The 19595-nt window shown below is 62.8% G+C and carries 16 protein-coding genes and 1 pseudogene; 10 read left to right on the top strand and 7 right to left on the bottom strand.

The window, feature by feature from the left end; all coding sequences use genetic code 11:
• Window positions 1-263 precede the first annotated feature (263 nt).
• Window positions 264-1097: a P-loop NTPase fold protein gene (locus MJ205_RS16530; protein ID WP_239809458.1), complete on the top strand. Its 834-nt coding sequence runs from the start codon at window positions 264-266 to the stop codon at window positions 1095-1097.
• A gap of 86 nt (window positions 1098-1183) precedes the next feature.
• On the top strand, window positions 1184-1990 hold the full coding sequence (locus MJ205_RS16525; RefSeq protein ID WP_239809457.1) for a hypothetical protein: 807 nt from the start codon (window positions 1184-1186) through the stop codon (window positions 1988-1990).
• Between the two features lie 299 nt (window positions 1991-2289).
• On the opposite strand, the pseudogene MJ205_RS16520 reads toward MJ205_RS16525, so the two are convergent.
• A pseudogene (locus MJ205_RS16520) lies at window positions 2290-2739 on the bottom strand (ZIP family metal transporter); the annotation flags it as partial.
• A 65-nt stretch (window positions 2740-2804) separates the two neighbouring features.
• Window positions 2805-3125 carry a hypothetical protein gene (locus tag MJ205_RS16515; RefSeq protein WP_239809456.1) on the bottom strand — a complete coding sequence of 107 codons (321 nt, stop codon included), beginning with the start codon at window positions 3123-3125 and terminating at the stop codon, window positions 2805-2807.
• A gap of 151 nt (window positions 3126-3276) precedes the next feature.
• Between MJ205_RS16515 and MJ205_RS16510 the strand changes: the two genes are divergently transcribed.
• The 3 genes from MJ205_RS16510 to MJ205_RS16500 all read left to right on the top strand — a co-directional run bounded on the left by MJ205_RS16510 (window position 3277) and on the right by MJ205_RS16500 (window position 5151).
• Complete coding sequence (locus MJ205_RS16510) at window positions 3277-3561, top strand: helix-turn-helix domain-containing protein (RefSeq protein WP_256460939.1); 285 nt, start codon at window positions 3277-3279, stop codon at window positions 3559-3561.
• Window positions 3562-3836: 275 nt separating this feature from the next.
• A complete protein-coding gene (gene aac(6'), locus MJ205_RS16505; RefSeq protein ID WP_239809455.1) occupies window positions 3837-4283 on the top strand; it encodes an aminoglycoside 6'-N-acetyltransferase in 447 nt (148 codons plus the stop codon).
• 127 nt (window positions 4284-4410) lie between these two features.
• Complete coding sequence (locus tag MJ205_RS16500) at window positions 4411-5151, top strand: GIY-YIG nuclease family protein (RefSeq protein WP_239809454.1); 741 nt, start codon at window positions 4411-4413, stop codon at window positions 5149-5151.
• Between the two features lie 270 nt (window positions 5152-5421).
• Here the strand turns inward: MJ205_RS16500 and MJ205_RS16495 are convergent, their stop codons facing one another.
• Genes MJ205_RS16495 through MJ205_RS16480 form a run of 4 tightly spaced genes read right to left on the bottom strand, consistent with a single transcriptional unit; the run spans window position 5422 to window position 8129 of the window.
• The gene (locus tag MJ205_RS16495) at window positions 5422-6360 is read right to left on the bottom strand and encodes a ZIP family metal transporter (RefSeq protein ID WP_239812771.1); all 939 of its coding nucleotides are present in this window, start codon (window positions 6358-6360) and stop codon (window positions 5422-5424) included.
• A gap of 59 nt (window positions 6361-6419) precedes the next feature.
• Entirely contained in the window at window positions 6420-7046 is a 627-nt protein-coding gene (locus MJ205_RS16490; RefSeq protein WP_239809453.1) for a superoxide dismutase, read from the bottom strand.
• Window positions 7047-7101: 55 nt separating this feature from the next.
• Window positions 7102-7596: a hypothetical protein gene (locus MJ205_RS16485; RefSeq protein WP_239809452.1), complete on the bottom strand. Its 495-nt coding sequence runs from the start codon at window positions 7594-7596 to the stop codon at window positions 7102-7104.
• Window positions 7593-8129, bottom strand: a complete 537-nt coding sequence (locus MJ205_RS16480) for a DUF2325 domain-containing protein (RefSeq protein ID WP_239809451.1) — start codon at window positions 8127-8129, stop codon at window positions 7593-7595. Before MJ205_RS16480 ends, MJ205_RS16485 begins: the two co-directional genes overlap by 4 nt.
• Before the next feature lie 248 nt (window positions 8130-8377).
• Here MJ205_RS16480 and MJ205_RS16475 point away from each other — a divergent pair, with 248 nt between their 5' ends.
• The 5 genes from MJ205_RS16475 to MJ205_RS16455 all read left to right on the top strand — a co-directional run bounded on the left by MJ205_RS16475 (window position 8378) and on the right by MJ205_RS16455 (window position 17504).
• Window positions 8378-10186 carry a VRR-NUC domain-containing protein gene (locus MJ205_RS16475; protein WP_239809450.1) on the top strand — a complete coding sequence of 603 codons (1809 nt, stop codon included), beginning with the start codon at window positions 8378-8380 and terminating at the stop codon, window positions 10184-10186.
• Complete coding sequence (locus MJ205_RS16470) at window positions 10183-12501, top strand: ATP-dependent DNA helicase (protein WP_239809449.1); 2319 nt, start codon at window positions 10183-10185, stop codon at window positions 12499-12501. The genes MJ205_RS16475 and MJ205_RS16470 overlap by 4 nt, the downstream gene beginning before the upstream one ends.
• An 84-nt stretch (window positions 12502-12585) precedes the next feature.
• Complete coding sequence (locus MJ205_RS16465; RefSeq protein ID WP_239809448.1) at window positions 12586-14730, top strand: TonB-dependent receptor family protein; 2145 nt, start codon at window positions 12586-12588, stop codon at window positions 14728-14730.
• Window positions 14731-14969: 239 nt separating this feature from the next.
• Window positions 14970-15644 (top strand): DUF2760 domain-containing protein, encoded by a 675-nt coding sequence (locus MJ205_RS16460; RefSeq protein ID WP_133857494.1) that lies wholly within the window; start codon window positions 14970-14972, stop codon window positions 15642-15644.
• A gap of 3 nt (window positions 15645-15647) precedes the next feature.
• Window positions 15648-17504, top strand: coding sequence for an Hsp70 family protein (locus MJ205_RS16455; RefSeq protein ID WP_239809447.1), 1857 nt, complete (start codon window positions 15648-15650; stop codon window positions 17502-17504).
• Window positions 17505-17596: 92 nt separating this feature from the next.
• Here MJ205_RS16455 and MJ205_RS16450 read toward each other — a convergent pair whose 3' ends face one another.
• Entirely contained in the window at window positions 17597-19585 is a 1989-nt protein-coding gene (locus tag MJ205_RS16450) for an IPTL-CTERM sorting domain-containing protein (RefSeq protein WP_239809446.1), read from the bottom strand.
• Between the last annotated feature and the right edge of the window lie 10 nt (window positions 19586-19595).

Raw genomic sequence — 19595 nt, 5'->3', positions numbered from 1 at the left:
TGCGAGTATCCAAGGTTAGGATGATCGCTCACGGCTGAAAATGCCCACAGCGCTCCGAATGCTCTACGGACCATGTGCGAGGCCAAACGTAGGTCTGTTAGAGGTCCGCCTTTGCACTGCTGGAGCGAGCTGCTTTTCGAATGACGACGCAAGTTGCTCGTGGATTGACGTGGGTAGGGAAGTCGACATCAGTGAGGCACACAGCCCCAGAGCAAATTTTAGAACGATGGAAGCAGCCACTTCGCGTTCATATAGGAGGGAGCATGTCTCTAGCAAAAACGAAGGAGCGGTTGAACTATTTGCTTAAGTGTGACGATAACAAGGTCATCGCGCTGTCGGGCAAATGGGGCACTGGCAAGACTTACCTTTGGAAAGAAATTCAGAGCGAATCAAGAAAAGACGAAGTCAAGAAGGCGTTATATGTGTCGCTGTTCGGCCTCTCCAGCGTAGACCAAATAAAGCGCAAGCTAATCGAATCCGCTATTCCCAACATCGAATCTCACGGCGGCGTACTCGACTTGCTCAAGAGTTTGTATAAAGCGGGCGTGAATGTAGCCTCAGAGCACTATAAGTCGATGGCTGCCCTCAAAGACCTCAATGTGGTTTTGATGGCACCGGTCGTGTGTCGAGACAAGTTCATTGTCATCGATGACATTGAGCGCAAGCACTCTAACCTAGGCATCGACGAGGTACTAGGCTTTATCGACGACTACTCGCAACAGTTTGGTGCGCGATTCATCTTGCTACTCAATGACGACCAGCTATCAACGGATGGCGACCAGACAGAGCTCTGGTCGACCTTCCGTGAAAAGGTCATAGATGAGGAAGTCAGGCTGTCGACTTCGCCTGCAGAGGCCTTCTCTATCGCTATCAAACTGACGCCGACAAAATATGCCGAAGCACTGAAGAGTGCGATCTCAATCTGCGAACTTACGAACATACGCATCGTAAGCAAGATCGTGAAGATCGCAAACCTCATCTTAAATAACCGAGACTTGACTTCAGCAGTCCAGGCTCGGGTGGTGCCATCGATTGTCCTTTTTCAGCTATTCATTACCGTGGAATTCATGACGGTCCAGACTTCCAGTTCGCGCTAAATGCGTCAAACCCTGACTGGAGACGTCACTTCCGGGATGAAAACACTGCGCCGTCCGAGCAAGAGAGGAAGGAGGACGGTTGGCGCTTGCTGATGGAGCAGCTTCGGATTTATGTATGTGGCGAATTTGAGAGTGTGCTTATTGACTTTCTAGAATCAGGGCTTTTCAGTGCTGAGCAAGTGCAGACCATCGTTGACCGATTCGTCGCCGAGAGGGAGGCGATGCATGCGAATTCTGCGGCAAATGCATTCATGGAGCGCGCGTTTTGGGAGCACCAATTGAGTGACGCGGAGCTTCTCGCTGAGGCTGAAAAACTTGTTGGCAGTTCGAACTTACTCGATCCATACCTAGTGACTCAACTCTCCGAAACCCTCTCCCAAATGCCAGGTGGTCGGCCTCTGGGTGACGCGATTATTGAGGCTTGGACATCTGCCTTCGAAGCTGCGGAGCACACTGATATAGGTGATGACAATCCATTTAGCAGGAGGGTTCATCCTGCAATCAAAGATGTAGTCGATAGAGTTAGTGTGAAGGTCCAAGAACGCGCCACTGTGGTTGATGCGTGCATGTTCATCAACAGCCATAAGACATGGGGCACACGACAACAGGTTGCAATGAAGAGAGCCACTTGCGCAGATTTCGACGTGTCTATTCGAACCATGGACTCTGGAACCCTGCGTGTATTCATGCCCCAAATGATAAAAATGTGTCTACAACGCGAAACATACGACAAGCACTTTGGATCTGCGACGCAGCATTTCATTGACGCTTGCTGTGCTATCTCAGAGGACACTAGCGTACCGAAGCTTGGAGCAATAATTAAGCATTTCTTTACGGGCAATTGGTTAGAAGGTGAGCTCACTCGAGCCTCCTCACCAAAAAAGACAGACTGATCACTCTGGATGACCCCTTTGCCCTGCAGAAAATGTGTTCAGCAGTTGAGCGTTGGGACGTCTGGATCTACGGCCTATCCAGCCACGAACCTACAAAATTGTTTGAATAGTAAGCAGGTTCAAGCAGGCAAAGACCAACAGGATGGCGATTCCAAAGCAGATTCCATAGCGTCCCAATTTGCGCCACTCGCCCCTGCGCCAAGCACCTCGTACGCGTTTACTGGCCTCGCCACAGCGCTTGAGAGCGCTCCTCGCCAAACCGGCATGCATCCTAGACAAACTGCTGACCGTGCTCCCCCTCACCCCAAACCCGTATCCAACACCATCATCAAAACAAACCCCACCATCAACCCCGTCGTCGCAAAAAACTCATGCCCCTTGCGGTGCGATTCCGGGATGATTTCGTGGCTGATGATGAAGAGCATGGCGCTGGCGGCGAAGCCCAGGCCTCAGGGGAGGAGCAGAGCGGAGCTGCCGATGATGGCGGCGCCGGCGACGGCGCCCAGGGGTTCGACCAGGCCGGAGGCGATGCTCAGCAGGACGGAGAAGCCTCGGCTGTAGCCGACGGCCAGCAGCGCGGCGGCGACGACAAAGCCTTCGGGGACATCCTGGATGGAGATGCCGATAGCGAGCGCATTGGCGCGCATGCCTTCATTGCCGGCGTAGCCCACGCCAATGGCCAGGCCTTCGGGCAGGTTGTGCAGGATGATTGCAAACACAAAGAGCCAAGTGCGGCGCAGCTGCCGGGCATGGGCGGTGTCAATCGTTTGAATGCCTTGCCCTTGTGGGCAGGCGATTGTTATTCCAGCCCGCCTCAATTCATGTTCTCACTTGCTGGCGCATTAGACCGCTTGGCCACCCATGCCATATACAAGGTTCCCAGAACGCAAAGAATCAGCGCCGGCCAGCCAACGACAAACAGTCCCAACATTCCTTCAACGAAGAACAGCAAACAGATCCATAGCTGTACTGGCCTGAACCGGCGCGGCGCCTGTTTGTGTATGCCTGCATCATCCTGCTCATCTACTTCACGACCAGAGGGTTCAAGCCCTTTGGCTTCGATACGACATTCAACCAACAGCGTTGAACTGACGGCTTCATCGGTCACGACAAGGCGCTTGTGCTCGTGCTCCATGGCAATGAATCCTTTCAGGTTGATGCATAAATGCGGACTCGCGGGTGGCGTGCTTGTAGGCATTCAGAGGGCGGTTTGGGTACAGAAATAGTCCATTTCAGACTATTCCAGAACGGACTTTAACTTGGGCGCAGATTTATGTCCATGCATCATGTACCGCTCTACCCACAATCCCAACTACCAGCTCTTACTGTCCGTTCTCACTTCCACGCGTAAGCGCATGGGCGTGTCGCAAGTGGAGCTGGCACAGCGGCTTGGCAACACGCAGACGTTTGTGTCCAAGTGCGAGCGAGGCGAGCGTCGCATTGATGCTGTGGAACTGGTGGAGTTCGCTGAGGCTCTCGGTGTGCCGCCGTTGGAGGTCCTTGCGGAATACCTCGAAAGACGGGATAGCAACCTATTCGCTGCTAGCAAGAAGACGAGAAGTCGAAGCTAAATGTGGCAGGCAGGTGCCAGCACGGATGTGTAAATCTCAGTTTGCCAACGACATGTGTGCGAAATGGATAGCCAACGCGGTGCGGTGTCGTTGCCCTGCTTCTGCTGCGAAGGACCGGCAAAGGCGACCCTGATCGATGAAATCGCTGAGGATTAACGCACAGTTCTGATATATCAGTGGCTATGAGATATTGGCCGGTCGGTAGCGGCTAGCAGTAGATCTAAGCTAAATTTCACAAAGATTCCTAGAGCAAATTCAGTTCATACTTGATCTGTATGAATATTTACTCTCCACAGACATTTGCTCAACCGGATTGGCTTGAACTTCGGATGGCACTTTGGCCCCATGCATCCATCGAATCGCATCAGAACGAAATGATGCAACTCGTGAGCGATCAGTGTCGATTTGGACAGTTCATTGCCCGAGACGAGCAACATGCTGCCATTGGACTTATTGAGGTATCGGTGCGGTCAGACTACGTGAACGGCACCATTTCTTCGCCTGTTGCCTTCTTGGAAGGCATTTATGTGAAGCCTAGTTCAAGAGGCAATGGCGTTGCGAGAGCGCTTGTGGACGTTGCCATGCGATGGGCAAGCGCAAAGGGCTGTTCTGAATTTGCATCTGATACATCGATTGAGAATCGCATCAGCCAAGAAATGCACATAAGACTCGGTTTTGTGGAAACTGAAAGAGTTGTCTACTTCAAGAGGAAAATTGAATAGCTTCAGAAAATGGTGACTGTGCCCGGACGTTCTATCAAGCTCGCAGAACGATCAAAAGGAGAAATTCAATGCCGCATTGGTGCTACAAGCTCTGTGTGTGCATTGCATAGAAAGTGAGGACGTAACGATGCTGACACCCGCAAAGTACTGGCGAGTTCCATGTGACCTAGATGTTGCAATTTCGGAGCCAAGCTCAGAGTTCACATTGCCTCCCGCGCTCGCCAACCAGGCATCTCCCCCCACTCCCGGCCATGGCATCGCTATCGCCGCTTACGATGAGGTGACGCAGATCGGGTTGTTGAGGTGGCTGGGGACTATTACCGGCGGTGTTGGGCAGATCCGAACCGTTAACTGGAAGCCAACGACGGCGCAGATCTGGGTCGATACAGGTAAAGGCCGGGGGTATTGGCAATCTGGCCCCTTTGGCTTTTCGCCCAAAAAAGTCGGGGACTACGGCTTGCATGAACTCTGGCTGCAGCATTTCGACTTCCTGGAGTTGAGGGATCGCGCAAAGATGGAGACGCGTCCCAAAGGAATGGCGAAGGTTAGAACAAGTCGAATAGCACCAGAGCGGCTGAACCCCTCAGAAGTCATAGGCCAGCCGACTTCCGGCGCGCTAGCAGGCGTGGTCTACGTATTGAAGTCAGCGTATGGGTACAAGATCGGCCGGACTCGAAATGTGCCCCACCGTATGCGGGCATTCGGTGTGCAGTTGCCATTCATATACACGATCCCGTTCTGCGTCTGGTTCGACGATTGCCATGCCGCGGAGCGCCGTTTTCATAACGCCTTTGCGAGCAAACGTATTAATGGAGAGTGGTTCGACCTTGAGGAATCCGACCTCGATTTAATCAGGAGGGCGGTATAAGACCTGGGCGCTAAGCCAACCTCAGAGCGTTGACGGCCAAGAGCGGGCATCATCGCTTGCCTTTCAAGTCATCCGTGAAGATGCAGCCGAGCCGCGTCCGACTGCGCAAGCGGCATTATTGGGGTAAGCAAATCAACTGGGAAACTGGGGGAGGTCTATCTTTTGATGCGACCAGGAACGGTAGCAATTGCTGCAAAAAGCAATCGACCCACAGAGCATCTTGTGCCGAGTTTATGCGCACACTTGGTATGCGGTTACTCGACACCCCCATCACCCCAAAGCCGTATCCAACACCATCATCAAAACAAACCCCACCATCAACCCCGTAGTCGCAAAAAACTCATGTCCCTTGCGGTGCGATTCAGGGATGATTTCGTGGCTGATGACGAAGAGCATGGCGCCGGCGGCGAAGCCCAGGCCCCAGGGGAGGAGCAGGGCGGAGCTGCCGATGATGGCGGCGCCGGCGACGGCGCCCAGGGGTTCGACCAGGCCGGAGGCGATGCCCAGCAGGACGGAGAAGCCTCGGCTGTAGCCGACGGCCAGCAGCGCGGCGGCGACGACAAAGCCTTCGGGGACATCCTGGATGGAGATGCCGATAGCGAGCGCATTAGCGCGCATGCCTTCATTGCCGGCGTAGCCCACGCCAATGGCCAGGCCTTCGGGGAGATTGTGCAGGATGATCGCGAATACAAATAGCCAGGTACGGCGCAGCTGCTGGGCGCTGGCGCCTTCGCGGCCTTTGATGAAATGTTCGTGGGGCAGCAGGCGGTCCATCACCAACAGGGCCATGCCGCCCAGCAGGATGGAGGTGCCGACGACGCCGCCAGCAGCCCATGCGCTGCCGCCAAAGATATTCGAGGCGCGTGCGGCATCCAGCGCGGGGATGACCAGCGAGAACGCGCAGGCGGCCAGCATCACGCCAGCGCCAAATCCAAAAAGGGTGTCCCGTGTGCGTTCAGACGGGCGCTGGGCCAGCAGCACGGGCAGGGTCCCCAGCGCAGTGGCCAGCGCGGCCATGCAGCCGCCCAGCAGTGCGTTGCGCACCGATGGCTCGTTTTTAAGGCCATCCCAGATGAGCGCGCCGAGTGCAAATACCCCCAAACCACAGATCAGCAGACCGATACGCGTTCGCAGCTTGAGCGCCGGTTTCGGCGCAGCGCTGGCGGTGCTGCGCGATGCGTCATCGCGCGGATCGGGCTGGTTGTCCATTTCCATCGGTTGGTGGCCTGGGGTCATGTGCGTGCTCGCGTGCTCAGTGGGGGAATGGCTTATTGGCCCAGCGCTGCGGCGTACTTGCGGGCAACGACGCCCCAGTCCACCACATTGTAGAAAGCGGCAATGTATTCAGGGCGGCGGTTTTGGTACTTCAGGTAGTAAGCGTGCTCCCACACATCCAGGCCCAGGATCGGGGTGTTGCCCGAGCCAATGCCCTTCATCTGTGGCGAGTCCTGGTTGGCGCTGCTTTCCACCGCCAGCTTGCCTTCAGGGGTCACGGTCAGCCAGGCCCAGCCGCTGCCAAAACGGCTCAGTGCGGCCTTGGTGAAGGCATCCTTGAACGCCTCAAAACCACCCAGGTCGGCATCGATGGCCTTGGCCACATCGCCTTGGGGCAGGCCGCCGCCGCTGGGCGACATCACTTCCCAGAACAGGCTGTGGTTGGCGTGGCCGCCGCCGTTGTTGCGCACGGGCAGGCGCAGCTTCTCGGGCAGCGATTCCACCTGGGCCACCAGCGCTTCGATGGGCAGGTTGGCGAACTCGGTGCCTTCAACCGCCGCATTGAGGTTGTTCACATAGGTCTGGTGGTGCTTGCTGTAGTGGATCTCCATCGTCTGGGCGTCAATGTTGGGCTCCAGGGCATCGTAGGCATAGGCCAGCTTGGGGAGGGTATAGGACATATCGTGTGTCAGTCGTTGGGTGGAGAGCAGTGGGTCAATGCCGGTGCGGCGGCTGTCAGTGCAGCAGCGTGCCCGGCGGCGGGTTGCCCGAAGGCATGGAAACGCTGTGGGCCTGCCGCTCCATCGCATCCTCGCGCTCGCGGGCGGCGCAGCGGTTGTGGTGCTCGTTCAAGGCGGCAAAGGTGTGGTGCAGGTGCTTGCAGGCGGCCGATCGCAGATCGGCGCTGGCATGGTCGTCGCGCGTCAATGCCAGCAGCTGGTGGTGCGCGCAGTGGATGCACTCGCCGGCCGATACCGGCTGGCTCAAGGTGTTGAAGCAGTCGGCCAGGTTCAGGTGCGCGACCACAAAGGCGGCGAGGCGGTCATCGGCGCAGACGCCGGCCGGTGCATCGTGGAACAGCTGGTGCGCCACGCGCAGCGCATGCTCATGCCAGGCCAAAGCTTGCTCGGGGCGGTTGTCGCGGCTGGCTTCCACGCCGGTCTGGGTCAGGCGTTCCCATTCGCGCAGCAGCAGCGGGCCCGATACGGAGGACGGAAAACGTGAACTCATCGCTGCTCCTTGGCGGGCCCGCTGGCTGCCGTCATCACCCAGGCGTGCGATGCCTTGGCGGTTTCTGTGGGGACAAAGGCCTGGGGGTCTTCCAGCAGGCAGGTGGTGCCCAGGCGCTTGCACTGGTCGTGGTCGCGCCAGTAGCCGCCGTGGCTGATGCAGCCGGTCTGGCAGATCACCAGGTTGGCGGCATGCTGGCCCAGCTCCTGCAGATAGGCATCGGGTGGCGGCTGGGGCACGGCGGCCACTTCCATCGTCGCGTCCGGGTCCACACAGCGGCGCACGGCCGTCACGGCCGCGCGGTTGGCGATGGCCGACAGGTGGCGCAGCCGGTCTTCGCGCTCCCAGATGAGGGCGCTGTCGCGCATGATGACCTGGGCCCGCAGCCGGGTCACCTGGGCGCGCAGCGCCTTCACTTCAGCACGCAGGGCTTCGACCTGGGCCGTGCAGCGCGCTTGCAGTGCAGCATAGTGGCGCAGCATCACACCGTGCTCCTGCACCAACGGATGGATGTCACTGTCTGGGTTTGGCACGGTGGGCTCGCCTCCACGGAATCAACGGAAAACACTTTGCTCGGCATCAAGGCAGCATCAAATGAAACCATAATAAATGAGAATCGTTTCTATTCGCAAACTCATTTGTGTATGGCCTGCCAGTTAGCAGTGGAATAGCGCTATCGGTTGAGCGAGCCATAGGGCCAGAAGGGGCGATGGGAGCTTAGATAGAATGACTGTATAAAAATACAGATAAGCTATCACTAACAATCGTCGTGTCCATCCCCATGCTGGCCCCCCATCGCTACTACTACCTGCACAACTTCGAGCGCGCGCTGCAGTGGTTGGGGCAGCGCTATGGCGATGTGCTGGATGCGCAGGAGCAGCAGTTTCTGGCGGACTTTGCCCAAGCCCCGATGCAGTCGCAGGCGCTGATGGTGCGCATGCTGATGCGGCGCGGGCCCTGGTTCCGCGCAGACAAGCTGGTCTACGAAGAGATCCCCGATGTGCATGCCGCCGCGCAGCCCCTGCTGGCGCTGGGCTGGATCGATGCCGATGCCGACATGGCCCTGGCCGAGCTGTTTGCGCTGCACACCAAGCCCGAGCTGCTGCAGATCTTTGCCAATGCCGGCTTGGCGCGCTCGCTGCGCAAGGCGGACATGCTGGCTCAGCTTGCGCAATGGGCGCAGCAGTCTGATCCAGGTGCCGAGCAAGCAGCCGAAGAGCTGCTGCAGCCTTACCACCGCTGGCACCCCCAGGCCGAGCATGCCGCCTGGCGCGTCACCATCGCTGAGCTGGCCGAAGGCCTGCGCCTGATGTTCTTTGGCAATCTGCACCAGGACTGGTCGGAGTTTGTGCTGGCCGACCTGGGCATCTTCAAGTACGAGACGGTGGCCTTTGATGCGCAGTCGCGCGCCTTCCAGACCCGAGCCGATGTGCAGGGCTACCGCCAGTTGCAGCAGTGGCGCCAGGCGGTGGATGAGGCCGAAGACCGCCAGGCCTTGATGGACGCGCTGGCCGCCTGGCGCAGCGCCAACCCCTGGCTGCAGCAGCGCCATGCCAAGGTGCTGCTGCGCCTGGGCCAGGCCTGCGAGCGCAGCCAAAGCTGGGCACTGGCCGAGCAGGCCTACGCCGCCAGCCCCTACCCGGGCGCACGCCACCGCCGCATGCGCGTGCTGGAACGCATGGAGCGCTTTGACGAGGCCCTGGCCCTGGCCAGCGCCGCCGCGCAGCAGCCCGAGAGCGATGAAGAAAGCCAGCGCCTGGCCCGCATGCTGCCGCGCCTGCGCCGCCACCTGGGACAGCGCAGCGCCAGCCGCCGCGCGCTCAAACCCGAGGTGGCGCAGCTGCGCGAGGATGTGGCGCTGGACCGGGTGCTGCGCATGCCACGCATGGCGCAGGGTGGGGCGGCGATGGATGCGCTGAGCGATGCGGCTGCTCTGGAGGCCGCCTTGCGCGCTGGCGAAGCGCTGGACGCCACCGAGGCCCCCGAAGGCCTGCGCCTGATGCCGGTGGAATACGCGTTGCGCGACCACTGGCACCGCGACGATGCGCCGGTGTTTTATGTTGAGAACGCGCTGGTCAATTCGCTGTTTGGCCTGCTGTGCTGGCCGGCGATTTTTGCGCCACTGCCGGGGGCATTTTTTCATCCGTTTCAGGCGGGGCCGGCCGATGTGTATGCGCCCGATTTTGTTGCGCGGCGTGCGGCGCTGTTTGGCGCTTGCCTGGCTATGCTCGATGACGGCAGCTATGCCGATGTGATCCGCCAGCGCTTTGCCGACAAGGCCGGCCTGCAGTCGCCGTTTGTGTTTTGGGGCACGTTGACTGAGGCACTGCTGGCGCATGCGCTGGCCTGCATACCGGCGGCGCACCTCAAGCTGCTGTTCCAGCGCCTGCTCGGCAATCTGCAGGCCAACCGCACGGGCTTTCCCGACCTGGTGCGGTTCTGGCCGGCGGAGCGGCGCTACCAGCTGGTGGAAGTCAAAGGCCCGGGCGACAAGCTGCAGGACAACCAGATCCGCTGGCTGGAGTACTGCGCCGCCCATGGCATACCCGTGGGCGTCTGCCATGTGCAGTGGCGCGAGGCGGGCGCATGAGCTACACCGTGGCGGTGCGCGCCTTGTGCGAGTTCACCGCCCGCGCGGGCGATCTGGATCTGCGCTTTACACCTGCACCATCGGCGCTGGAGGGCATCGAAGGCCATGGCCTGGTGCGTGCCCGCCGGGGCGCCGGCTATGAGGCGGAGCTGCGCCTGGCGGGCAGCTTTGAAGACCTGCAGGTGCGCGGCCGCGCCGATGGCTTTGACCCGGCCTTGGGTCAGCTCGAAGAAATCAAAACCTACCGGGGCCAGATCGACAGCGTGCGCGATAACCACCGCGCGTTGCACTGGGCGCAGGCCAAGGTCTACGGCCATCTGCTGTGCCTGGAGCGGGGCCTGCCCAGCTTGAAGGTAGCGCTGGTCTACTTCAACGTCGGCACGCAGCAGGAGACCGTGCTGGCCGAGCCGTACAGCGCTGCCGAGCTGCAGGCGTTTTTTGAGCAGCAGTGCCGCTTGTTTTTGGATTGGGCGCGCAGCGAGGCCGTGCACCGCAGCGCGCGCGATGCGGCGCTCACGGCGCTGCGCTTTCCGTTTGCGCAGTTCCGCACCGGGCAGCGGGCGCTGTCGGTAGCGGTGTACCGCACGGCGCAGGCAGGCTTGCAGGCGGGCGGCGGCAGTTGTTTGATGGCGCAGGCACCCACCGGCATTGGCAAGACCGTGGCCACGATTTTTCCGATGCTCAAGGCCAGTGCGGCGCAGGGGCTGGACAAGCTGTTTTTTCTGACTGCCAAGACCACCGGCCACCGGCTGGCCCTGCATGCGCTGGGCCTGTTGCAGACGGCACTGCATGGCCAGGCGGGCGCGGTGCCGCTGCGCGTGGTCGATCTGCAGGCGCGCGACAAAAGCTGCGAGCACCCGGACAAGGCCTGCCATGGCGAATCCTGCCCGCTGGCCCGGGGCTTTTACGACCGCCTGCCTGCCGCCCGCGCCCAGGCGCTGGCGCAGGAGCCGATGCTGACGCCCGACAAGGTGCGCAGCCTGGCGCTGCAGCACCAGGTCTGCCCCTATTACCTGACCCAGGAGCTGGCGCGCTGGAGCGATGTGGTCGTCGGCGACTACCACTACTTTTACGACAGCGCCGCCATGCTGTATGCGCTGACCCAGGCCCACCAGTGGAAGGTGGGCGTGCTGGTGGACGAGGCCCACAACCTGCTCGAACGCGCCCGCCGCATGTACACGGCCGAGCTGCCGCAGCACACCCTGGCTGCGGCGCGCAAGGCGGCGGCCGGCCCGGTCAAGAAATCGCTGGATGCCTTGAACCGGCAATGGAACGCGCTGAACAAGGCCCAGCAAGAAGGCGGCCAGGACTACCAGGTCTACCCCGAACTGCCGCCCGGCCTGCTGGGCGCCGTGCAGCGCGCCGTGGCCGCCATTGCCCAGGCCCAGGGCGACAGTCCCATGCTGCCCGGCGATGCGGTACTGGGCTTTTACCTGGAAGCGCTGTCCTGGCTGAACCTGGCCGAGCAGCTGGGGCCGCATGCGCTGTTTGATACCAGTTTGTGGCGCAGCGCGGCGTCCGGCCGCCGGGGGCCGATGTCCACGCTCTGCATCCGCAATGTCGTGCCCGCACCGCACCTGGCCGCGCGCCATACCGCCGCCTGCGCCACGGTGCTGTTCTCCGGCACCCTGGGGCCGCAGGCCTTCTACCAGGATCTGCTGGGCCTGCCGCCCGCCACGCAGTGGGTGGATGTGCCCTCGCCCTTCCAGGCCGCGCAGCTGCAGGTGCAGATTGCCGGGCATATCTCCACCCGCTACCAGGACCGGGCGCAGTCGCTGGCGCCAATTGCCGAGCTGGTCGCGGCGCAGTTTGCCCGCCAGCCAGGCAACTACCTGTGCTTTTTCAGCAGCTTTGATTACCTGCAGCGCGCCGCCGAATGCATGCAGCGCCTGCACCCGCAGCTGCCGCTGTTCTGCCAGACCTCGGCGATGGACGATGCCGGGCGCGCCGCCTTTTTGGCGCGCTTTGACGAGGCCGGGCAGGGCATTGGCCTGGCGGTGCTGGGCGGGGCGTTTTCAGAAGGGGTGGACTTGCCGGGCAACCGGCTGATTGGCGCCTTTATCGCCACGCTGGGCCTGCCCCAGGTCAACCCCATCAACACGCATATGCAGCAGGCGATGGCCCAGCGCTTTGGCGCTGCCAAGGCCTATGACTACACCTACCTCTACCCGGGCCTGCGTAAGGTGGTGCAAGCCGCCGGGCGGGTGATTCGCAGCGAGGACGACCGGGGCGTGGTGGTGCTGATCGACGACCGCTTTCACCGCGCCCAGGTGCGCGCATTGCTGCCGAGCTGGTGGGAGCCGCAAAAACTGTAGCGCAGGGTTTGTCTCAGAGGGTGTTAGGGGTTTCTGTACCAAATTTCCCATCCCTTGGGGCGCTGTAAGAAAATACGGGCCTCTATGCCGATCCACGCCTTTTCTTTCTCGCCCCTGCGCCCTGTGGCCGGGGCCGCTGCGCTGCTGTGCGCCTTGTCCGCCGCTGCACAAACGGCACCAGCAACACCTTCCACCCCTGAAACTCCCGCTGCCGAAGCCACGTTGCCGACCGTGTCGGTGCGCTCGGCTGTTGGCACCGCGGACCTGCTGCGCCTGCCCGCCTCGGCCAATGTGGTGGAAGGCCGCGAGCTGCAGGATCGGCAGATGCAGGTCAACCTGTCCGAAGCGCTGGGCAGCGTGCCCGGCCTGACCCTGAACAACCGCAACAACTACGCCCAGGATCTGCAGCTGAGCGTGCGCGGCTATGGCGCGCGCTCCACCTTTGGTGTGCGCGGCGTGCGCCTGTATGTCGATGGCATACCGGCGACGATGCCCGATGGCCAGGGCCAGACCTCGAATGTCGATATCTCCAGCCTGGAGCGGGTGGAGGTGCTGCGCGGCCCGTATTCGGCGCTGTACGGCAATGCCTCGGGCGGTGTGCTGAGCTTTTACACCGAAGACCCGCAAGGCCCCCTGAAGCTGGAAACTGGCGCGAGCGTAGGCAGCGATGGCCAGCAGCGCTACAGCCTGAAGGCCAGCGGCCAGACCGATGGCGGCATGGGCTATGTGCTGAGCACCAGCCGCTTCATGACCGATGGCTACCGCGAGCACAGCGCTGCCGACCGCAACCTGCTCAATGCCAAGCTGGTGATTCCGCTGGCGCATGACGACAAGCTGACCCTGGTGGCCAACCACACCCGGGGCGATGCGCAGGACCCGCAGGGCCTGACCATGGCGCAGTGGCAGGCCGATCCGCGCCAGGCCAGCAGCGTGGCCAACCAGTACAACACGCGCAAGTCGCTGGAGCAGCAGCAGCTGGGCGCCACCTATGACCTGCGCATCAATGCCCGGCAAAGCCTGAGCCTGTCTGCCTACTACGGCCACCGCAGCATGCTGCAGTACCAGTCCATCCCCAAGGCGCCACAGCTGGCGCCGGGCCACGCCGGCGGCGTGATCGACATGGCGCGTGACTATGCCGGTGCCCGCCTGGTCTGGGTGGGTGAGTTCGACACCATCGTGCCGCTGCAGCTGAGCGCGGGGCTCGACCTGCAGCAGATGACCGAAGACCGCCAGGGCTACGAGAACTTTGTCGGCAACACCTTGGGCGTGCGCGGCCAGCTGCGCCGCGATGAGAAAAACAAGGTCAGCAGCACCGACCCCTTTGTGCAGGCGCGCTGGCAACTGGCGCCCCGCTGGAGCCTGGACACCGGCCTGCGTTACAGCCGGGTGCGCTTCAGCTCGGACGACTACTACATCCGCCCCGGCAATGGCGACGACAGCGGCAGCAGCCGCCACAGCAAGCTGCTGCCGGTCGCTTCGCTGTCGTACCAGCTCAGCCCGCAACAGACGGTGTACGCCAGCGTAGGGCGCGGCTTTGAGACGCCCAGCATCACCGAGATGTCCTACCGCAACAGCGGCTCGGGCCTCAACACCGATCTGCGTCCCACCAGCAGCACGCAGTGGGAGCTGGGCTACCGCCAGCAGCTGCGCGGCGATGCGCTGCGCGGGCTCTGGAGCGCGGCGCTGTTCCAGTCGCACAGCAGTGATGAGATCGTGACCGACCAAAGCGCCGGCGGCCGCACCACCTACCGCAATGCCGGCAAGACCCGCCGCCAGGGCGTGGAGCTGTCGGCCCAGCTGGACCTTGTGCGCGACTGGCAATTGCGCGCCGCCTATACCTGGCTGGATGCGCGCTTCCGCGAGGATTCGGGCAGCGGCATCGCCGGCCAGCGCCTGCCGGGCCTGGCCCGCCACAACGCCTACCTGGGTGCCGACTGGCACTTTGCGCCGGCCTGGACGGTCGGCATGGGTGTGCAGGCCAGCTCCAATGTGCAGGCCAACGATGCCAATACCCAGGCCGCCCCCGGCTATGCCACCACCGCCCTCAGCCTCGGCTACCGCGCACAGATCGCCCCGCGCTGGACCCTGGCTGCGTTTGCACGGGTCAACAATGTGTTCGACAAGCACTACATCGGCTCGGTCATCGTCAACGATGGCAACCAGCGCTATTTTGAAAGCGCAATGGGACGCAACTGGGCCAGTGGCGTCAACGTGACCTACCAGTTTTAAGCCGTTCCCTTCGCTATCGCCCTCCGGGATGCTTATCCACCGCTTGCTGGTGCATGGCGCGGGGGCATAGGGCCAGCCGGTAAAATCCCCGGTTTTGCGGGCTGGCCGCCGGCTGTAGAGCCCAGGCCCTGCGCTTGCCGCAAACCCCGTTTTTAAAACCACCCGCCTGCGCTACGCAGCTGCCCCGGCCCTGACCGCGCAGCGCCACAGCGCCCTGGCGGGTGTCTGTTGGTGCCTCCATGAACAACACCCCCCCATCTTTTTTCAGCCGTATCGCCATTGCGATCGGCAGCTTCTTTGCCATTCTGGGCAATGGCCGCCTGGCGGCCGATGTGCAGCGTGTGCGTGGCGGTGAGCGCCTGGCAGCCGACGTGCCACCGCAGGAAGTGCGTGTCGAAGTCCCGGTCGAGAAGATCGTCGAAGTCCGCATTGAAGTGCCGGTCGAGAAAATCGTCGAGAAGACGGTAGAGAAGCGGGTCGAAGTGCCCGTGGAAAAGCTCGTCGAGAAGCTGGTTGAAAAAACCGTGCAGTTGCCCACCGAGACCGCTGCTTTGCAGCTGCTGGGCCTGCTCCAGCGCGAGGCCCGCTTTGTCGACTTTATCCAGGAAGACGTGGCGCCCTACACCGATGCCGAGATTGGCGCCGCCGCCCGCGTGGTGCACGAAGGCTGCCGCAAGGTGCTGCGCGAGCACTTCGCGCTGGCCCCTGTGCGTGCCGAGGCCGAAGGCAGCCGCATCACCTTGCAGGCCGGCTTTGATGCCGCAGCCGTGCGCCTGACCGGCAATGTCGTGGGCCAGGCCCCGTTCACCGGCACGCTGGGCCACCGGGGTTGGCAGGTGACCGAGGTCAAGCTGCCCCAACTGACCGACACCGCCGCCGCCAAGGTGCTGGCCCAGGCCGAAGTGGAGCTGTAAACCATGCAAGCACCAGCCCAATTCAGCATCGGTATCGACCTGGGGACCACGCACTGCGCGCTGTCCTATGTGGACAAGAGTGCCAGCGATGGCGACCACCTGGTCCAGCATGTGCTGGCCATCCCCCAACTTACGGCGCCCGCCAGCATCGAGGCGCGGCCGCTGCTGCCGTCTTTCCTGTACCTGCCCCATGAGAGCGAGCTGAACGCCGCCGACATGGCGCTGCCCTGGGGCGCGCAGCAGGATTTTGTCGTGGGCGAGTTTGCCCGCTCGCGCGGCGCGGCCACACCGATCCGCCTGGTCTCCAGCGCCAAGAGCTGGCTGTGCCACCCCGGTGTGGACCGCCGCAGCCCGCTGCTGCCGGCCGATGCCCCGGCCGAGGTGCACCGCGTCTCGCCGCTGACGGCCTCGATCCGCTACCTGTCGCACCTGCGCTGGGCCTGGGAGCAGGCCCACCCCGAGGCGCCGTTCGATGCGCAGGACATCACTGTCACCATTCCCGCATCCTTTGACCCGGCCGCGCGTGAGCTGACGGCCGAGGCCTGCAAGGCGGCCGGCTTTCAAAAGCTCAGCCTGCTCGAAGAGCCGCAAGCCGCGCTCTACAGCTGGATTCAGGCCAGCGGTGGCGGCTGGCGCAAGCAAGTGCAAAGCGGCGATGTGATTCTCGTCGTGGACGTGGGCGGTGGCACCACCGACCTGTCGCTGATCGCCGTGCTGGAGCGCGATGGCAACCTGGCCTTGCAGCGCGTGGCCGTGGGCGAGCACATCCTGCTGGGCGGCGACAACATGGATCTGGCGCTGGCCTATGCCGTGGCGCGCAAGCTGGCGCAAGAGGGCAAGCAGCTCGACGCCTGGCAAACCCGCGCACTGGCCCATGGCTGCCGCGCCGCCAAGGAGCAGCTGCTGTCCGATGAGGCGCTGCAATCCGTACCCGTGGTGGTGCCCAGCCGGGGCAGCAAGCTGATCGGCGGCAGCATCCGCACCGAGGTGACCCGCAGCGAAGTGCTGGCCACCCTGGTCGAAGGCTTCTTCCCCCAGGTCGCTGTCAGCGACAAGCCCATCAGCCGCGCGCGTGGCGCGCTGACCCAGCTGGGTCTGCCCTATGCGCAAGATGCTGCGGTGACCCGCCACCTGGCCGCTTTCCTGTCGCGCCAGGCCGGCGTGACCGAGCAGATCGACGGCCTGCAGGGCACCCAGCCCGAAGGCGCCAGCTTTCTGCACCCCACCGCGATCCTGTTCAACGGCGGCGTGCTCAAGGCCCCGCAGATCGAGCAGCGCATCACCGAAGTGCTGAACAGCTGGCTGGCCGCTGAAGGCGCTGCCCCCGCACGCCTGCTGGACGGCGCCAACCTGGACCTGGCTGTGGCCCGTGGCGCTGCCTACTACGGCCATGTGCGCGAAGGCCGGGGTGTGCGCATCCGTGGCGGCACCGCGCAGTCCTACTACGTCGGCGTCGAGTCCAACATGCCGGCGATCCCCGGCATGGAGCCCCCCATGTCTGCGCTGTGCCTGGCACCGTTTGGCATGGAAGAGGGCAGCGAGGCGGCGCTCGATACGCAGGAGTTTGGCCTGGTCGTGGGCGAGCCGGTGCGCATGCGCTTCTTCGGCTCCAGCGTGCGCCGCAGCGATACCGTTGGCACGATGCTCGATTTCTGGGGCCCCGAAGAGCTGCTGGAGCTGCAGGAGATCGAGCTGAACCTGCCCGCCGAAGGCCGCGCCAATGGCGAGGTCGTCCCCGTCATCCTGCATGCCCGCGTGACCGACATCGGCACCTTGGAGCTCAATGCCGTGCCCGTGGGCGGCAGCGAGCGCTGGAAGGTGGAGTTTGATGTGCGGGCGCAGACGGCGGCGGAGCAGTAAGCGGCAGGCCGTTGCAATGCAGCGGCCACTTTGCCTATAAAAAAAGGCCCGTCAGTCTCGCGCTGACGGGCCTTTTTTTGTTGTGGGTGGGATCAGCGCTGGCGCCTGCGGATTTGGACCATGCCGAACAGAGCAGCCATCGACGACAGCAGCATCAGCGCCCATCCGCCCAAGGTAGGCACCCTTGCCAGATTGGTGGCGGTATCCGGCACCTGGGGCACTTCCGGAATCGGCGGGGTACCCGGGTCGGTCACGACGGCGGCCCTGGCCTGCAGGTACCAGTTGCTGCCCACCTGGGCCAGCTGGTAGCGGAAGCCACCTGCGTCGATATAGCCGGGCGCTGGCAGCGTGAAGGCATTGGCGGCAGAGCTGCCAGCCACTTGCACCAGCAAAATGCCATTGCCGCTGGTGGCAGCACCTGTGCCGCCGAGGTTGCTGATGGCCAAGGTGGTGGGCGTTGCATCGGTATTGCCCTGCACCACCAGATGGTCTGCTGCCGAGCTGCTGTCGCCCAAAACGACATCCAGCGCCAGGCCGCCACCACCGGCGTAGTTGCCGGTGACGGTCAACACATCGCCTGCCTGGCTGTTGGACAGCACCACCTGGCCCTGGTTGCCCAGATCACCATGGACCGAAAACGCGGCATCCTGGATGCGCAGCGTATTGCCCACGTTGACGACCAGGCCCATCGCCTCACCCGCCAGCGCGCCGCTGCCAGTGGCCAGGCTGCTGCCGGTCAACGTCAGGTCGCTGTTGCCTTCCAGACTGATGCGTTCCCAGTTCAGAAACTTGGCGGCCGGCTGCGGGCCGTTGATGGCCGCCAGGGTCAGGCGGTCCACATAGCCGTCTGCGGTGGACACGTCATCGCCGCCATCGATCAAGGTGATCTGGCTGATGTCCGTGCCATGGATCGTCAGACTGTCCGAGCCATCGCCCAGCACAATGCTTCCGCTGACCTGGGCAGCGCTGTCCAAAGTCACGCTCGTATTGCCATTGCCGGGGCCATCAAAGATCGCGCGGCCTGCGCTGGCAGTCAGCTGGCCGGCCTGGATATGGATGCTGTTCGCCGCAGCCGGTGCGTTCACCGAGATCGCATCGCCCGTGTTGGCGGCCACGCTACCGCCTTGCATCTGCACGGTGTTGCCGCCTGGTGCGCTGGCCTGGATGCCGTTGGCGCCCTGTACCGTCACGCTCTGCGTGCCAATGCTGACCAGGCTGGTGCCCACTGCTGGTGTGGCCGATGTAGGTGCGCTGTTGCCCAATGCCACCTGCCCACCGCTGGCGAGAATCGCCGTGCCTGTGCCGCTGGTAATGGTGGCTGGCACAGGCATATCGACCGTGCCGGCCGAGATATTGATGGCGGCGCCTGCCGTGCTGTTGATGCTTGCAGCAGCGCCCAGTACCTGCACCAGACCGGCGCTGTTGGAAATGCCGGTGGCTGCGGAATAAATGGTCAGTCCATTGCGGAAGAAGTTGCTCCCTGTGGTGCCGCCGGAGGCACCGTTGCGGATGCCGTCCACCGGTGCGGGTGCCGTGGTCGAGGCATCGGCGCCCAGACGGGTGCTGCCTGTGACCTCAATCACCCCTCCGGTGTTCTGAACTACCGCGCCTCCCGAGCTGCCCGCGCGCATCGCCACCAGGTTGCCATCGACCTGCACTTTGTTGAGCACATTGGCGGCATTGGCACCGGAGTAGATATAGAGGGCGCGGCTGTTGTTGCCCCGCGACGTGAGGCTGAGGTTCCCCAGCGCATGCACCAAGGAGGCAGGCTCCGCTGCCACGCCACCACTGTTCAAACCGCCCGAGCTCAAGGTGTAAGTGCTGCCGGTACTGGTGATGAGGCTGGTGCCGGCCAGCAGGTTCAACACCGATCCATCGCCGGTGGCACCGGCGACATTGTTGCCGCCGTATGCCGTGAGGCTCGCATTGCAGGTGCTGCCTGCCGTGGCCGTCAGCGCCGGGTTGCCGGAGGGAATGTCACTGCAGGCGGCCCAACTGCCCGATGCCAGGCTGCAGAGCAAGGCAATCGAGAGAAGACGGAAGCGGGCGGATGGATGGCGCGTGTGGCGGTTGCAGATCATGGGGTTCCTG

The sequence above is a fragment of the Comamonas sp. B21-038 genome (assembly GCF_022387135.1).
GTDB classification, from domain to species: Bacteria; Pseudomonadota; Gammaproteobacteria; order Burkholderiales; family Burkholderiaceae_C; genus Comamonas; species Comamonas sediminis.
This window is presented reverse-complemented; position numbering and strand designations above follow the sequence as displayed.

Excerpts from the sequence above, each read along its gene's own strand:
- MJ205_RS16530 (WP_239809458.1), top strand. The coding sequence starts at position 264 with ATGTCTCTAGCAAAAACGAAGGAGCGGTTGAACTATTTGCTTAAGTGT.
- MJ205_RS16515 (WP_239809456.1), bottom strand. The coding sequence starts at position 3,125 with ATGGAGCACGAGCACAAGCGCCTTGTCGTGACCGATGAAGCCGTCAGT.
- MJ205_RS16510 (WP_256460939.1), top strand. The coding sequence starts at position 3,277 with ATGTACCGCTCTACCCACAATCCCAACTACCAGCTCTTACTGTCCGTT.
- MJ205_RS16500 (WP_239809454.1), top strand. The coding sequence starts at position 4,411 with ATGCTGACACCCGCAAAGTACTGGCGAGTTCCATGTGACCTAGATGTT.
- MJ205_RS16495 (WP_239812771.1), bottom strand. The coding sequence starts at position 6,360 with ATGGACAACCAGCCCGATCCGCGCGATGACGCATCGCGCAGCACCGCC.
- MJ205_RS16490 (WP_239809453.1), bottom strand. The coding sequence starts at position 7,046 with ATGTCCTATACCCTCCCCAAGCTGGCCTATGCCTACGATGCCCTGGAG.
- MJ205_RS16485 (WP_239809452.1), bottom strand. The coding sequence starts at position 7,596 with ATGAGTTCACGTTTTCCGTCCTCCGTATCGGGCCCGCTGCTGCTGCGC.
- MJ205_RS16475 (WP_239809450.1), top strand. The coding sequence starts at position 8,378 with ATGCTGGCCCCCCATCGCTACTACTACCTGCACAACTTCGAGCGCGCG.
- MJ205_RS16470 (WP_239809449.1), top strand. The coding sequence starts at position 10,183 with ATGAGCTACACCGTGGCGGTGCGCGCCTTGTGCGAGTTCACCGCCCGC.
- MJ205_RS16465 (WP_239809448.1), top strand. The coding sequence starts at position 12,586 with ATGCCGATCCACGCCTTTTCTTTCTCGCCCCTGCGCCCTGTGGCCGGG.
- MJ205_RS16460 (WP_133857494.1), top strand. The coding sequence starts at position 14,970 with ATGAACAACACCCCCCCATCTTTTTTCAGCCGTATCGCCATTGCGATC.
- MJ205_RS16455 (WP_239809447.1), top strand. The coding sequence starts at position 15,648 with ATGCAAGCACCAGCCCAATTCAGCATCGGTATCGACCTGGGGACCACG.
- MJ205_RS16450 (WP_239809446.1), bottom strand. The coding sequence starts at position 19,585 with ATGATCTGCAACCGCCACACGCGCCATCCATCCGCCCGCTTCCGTCTT.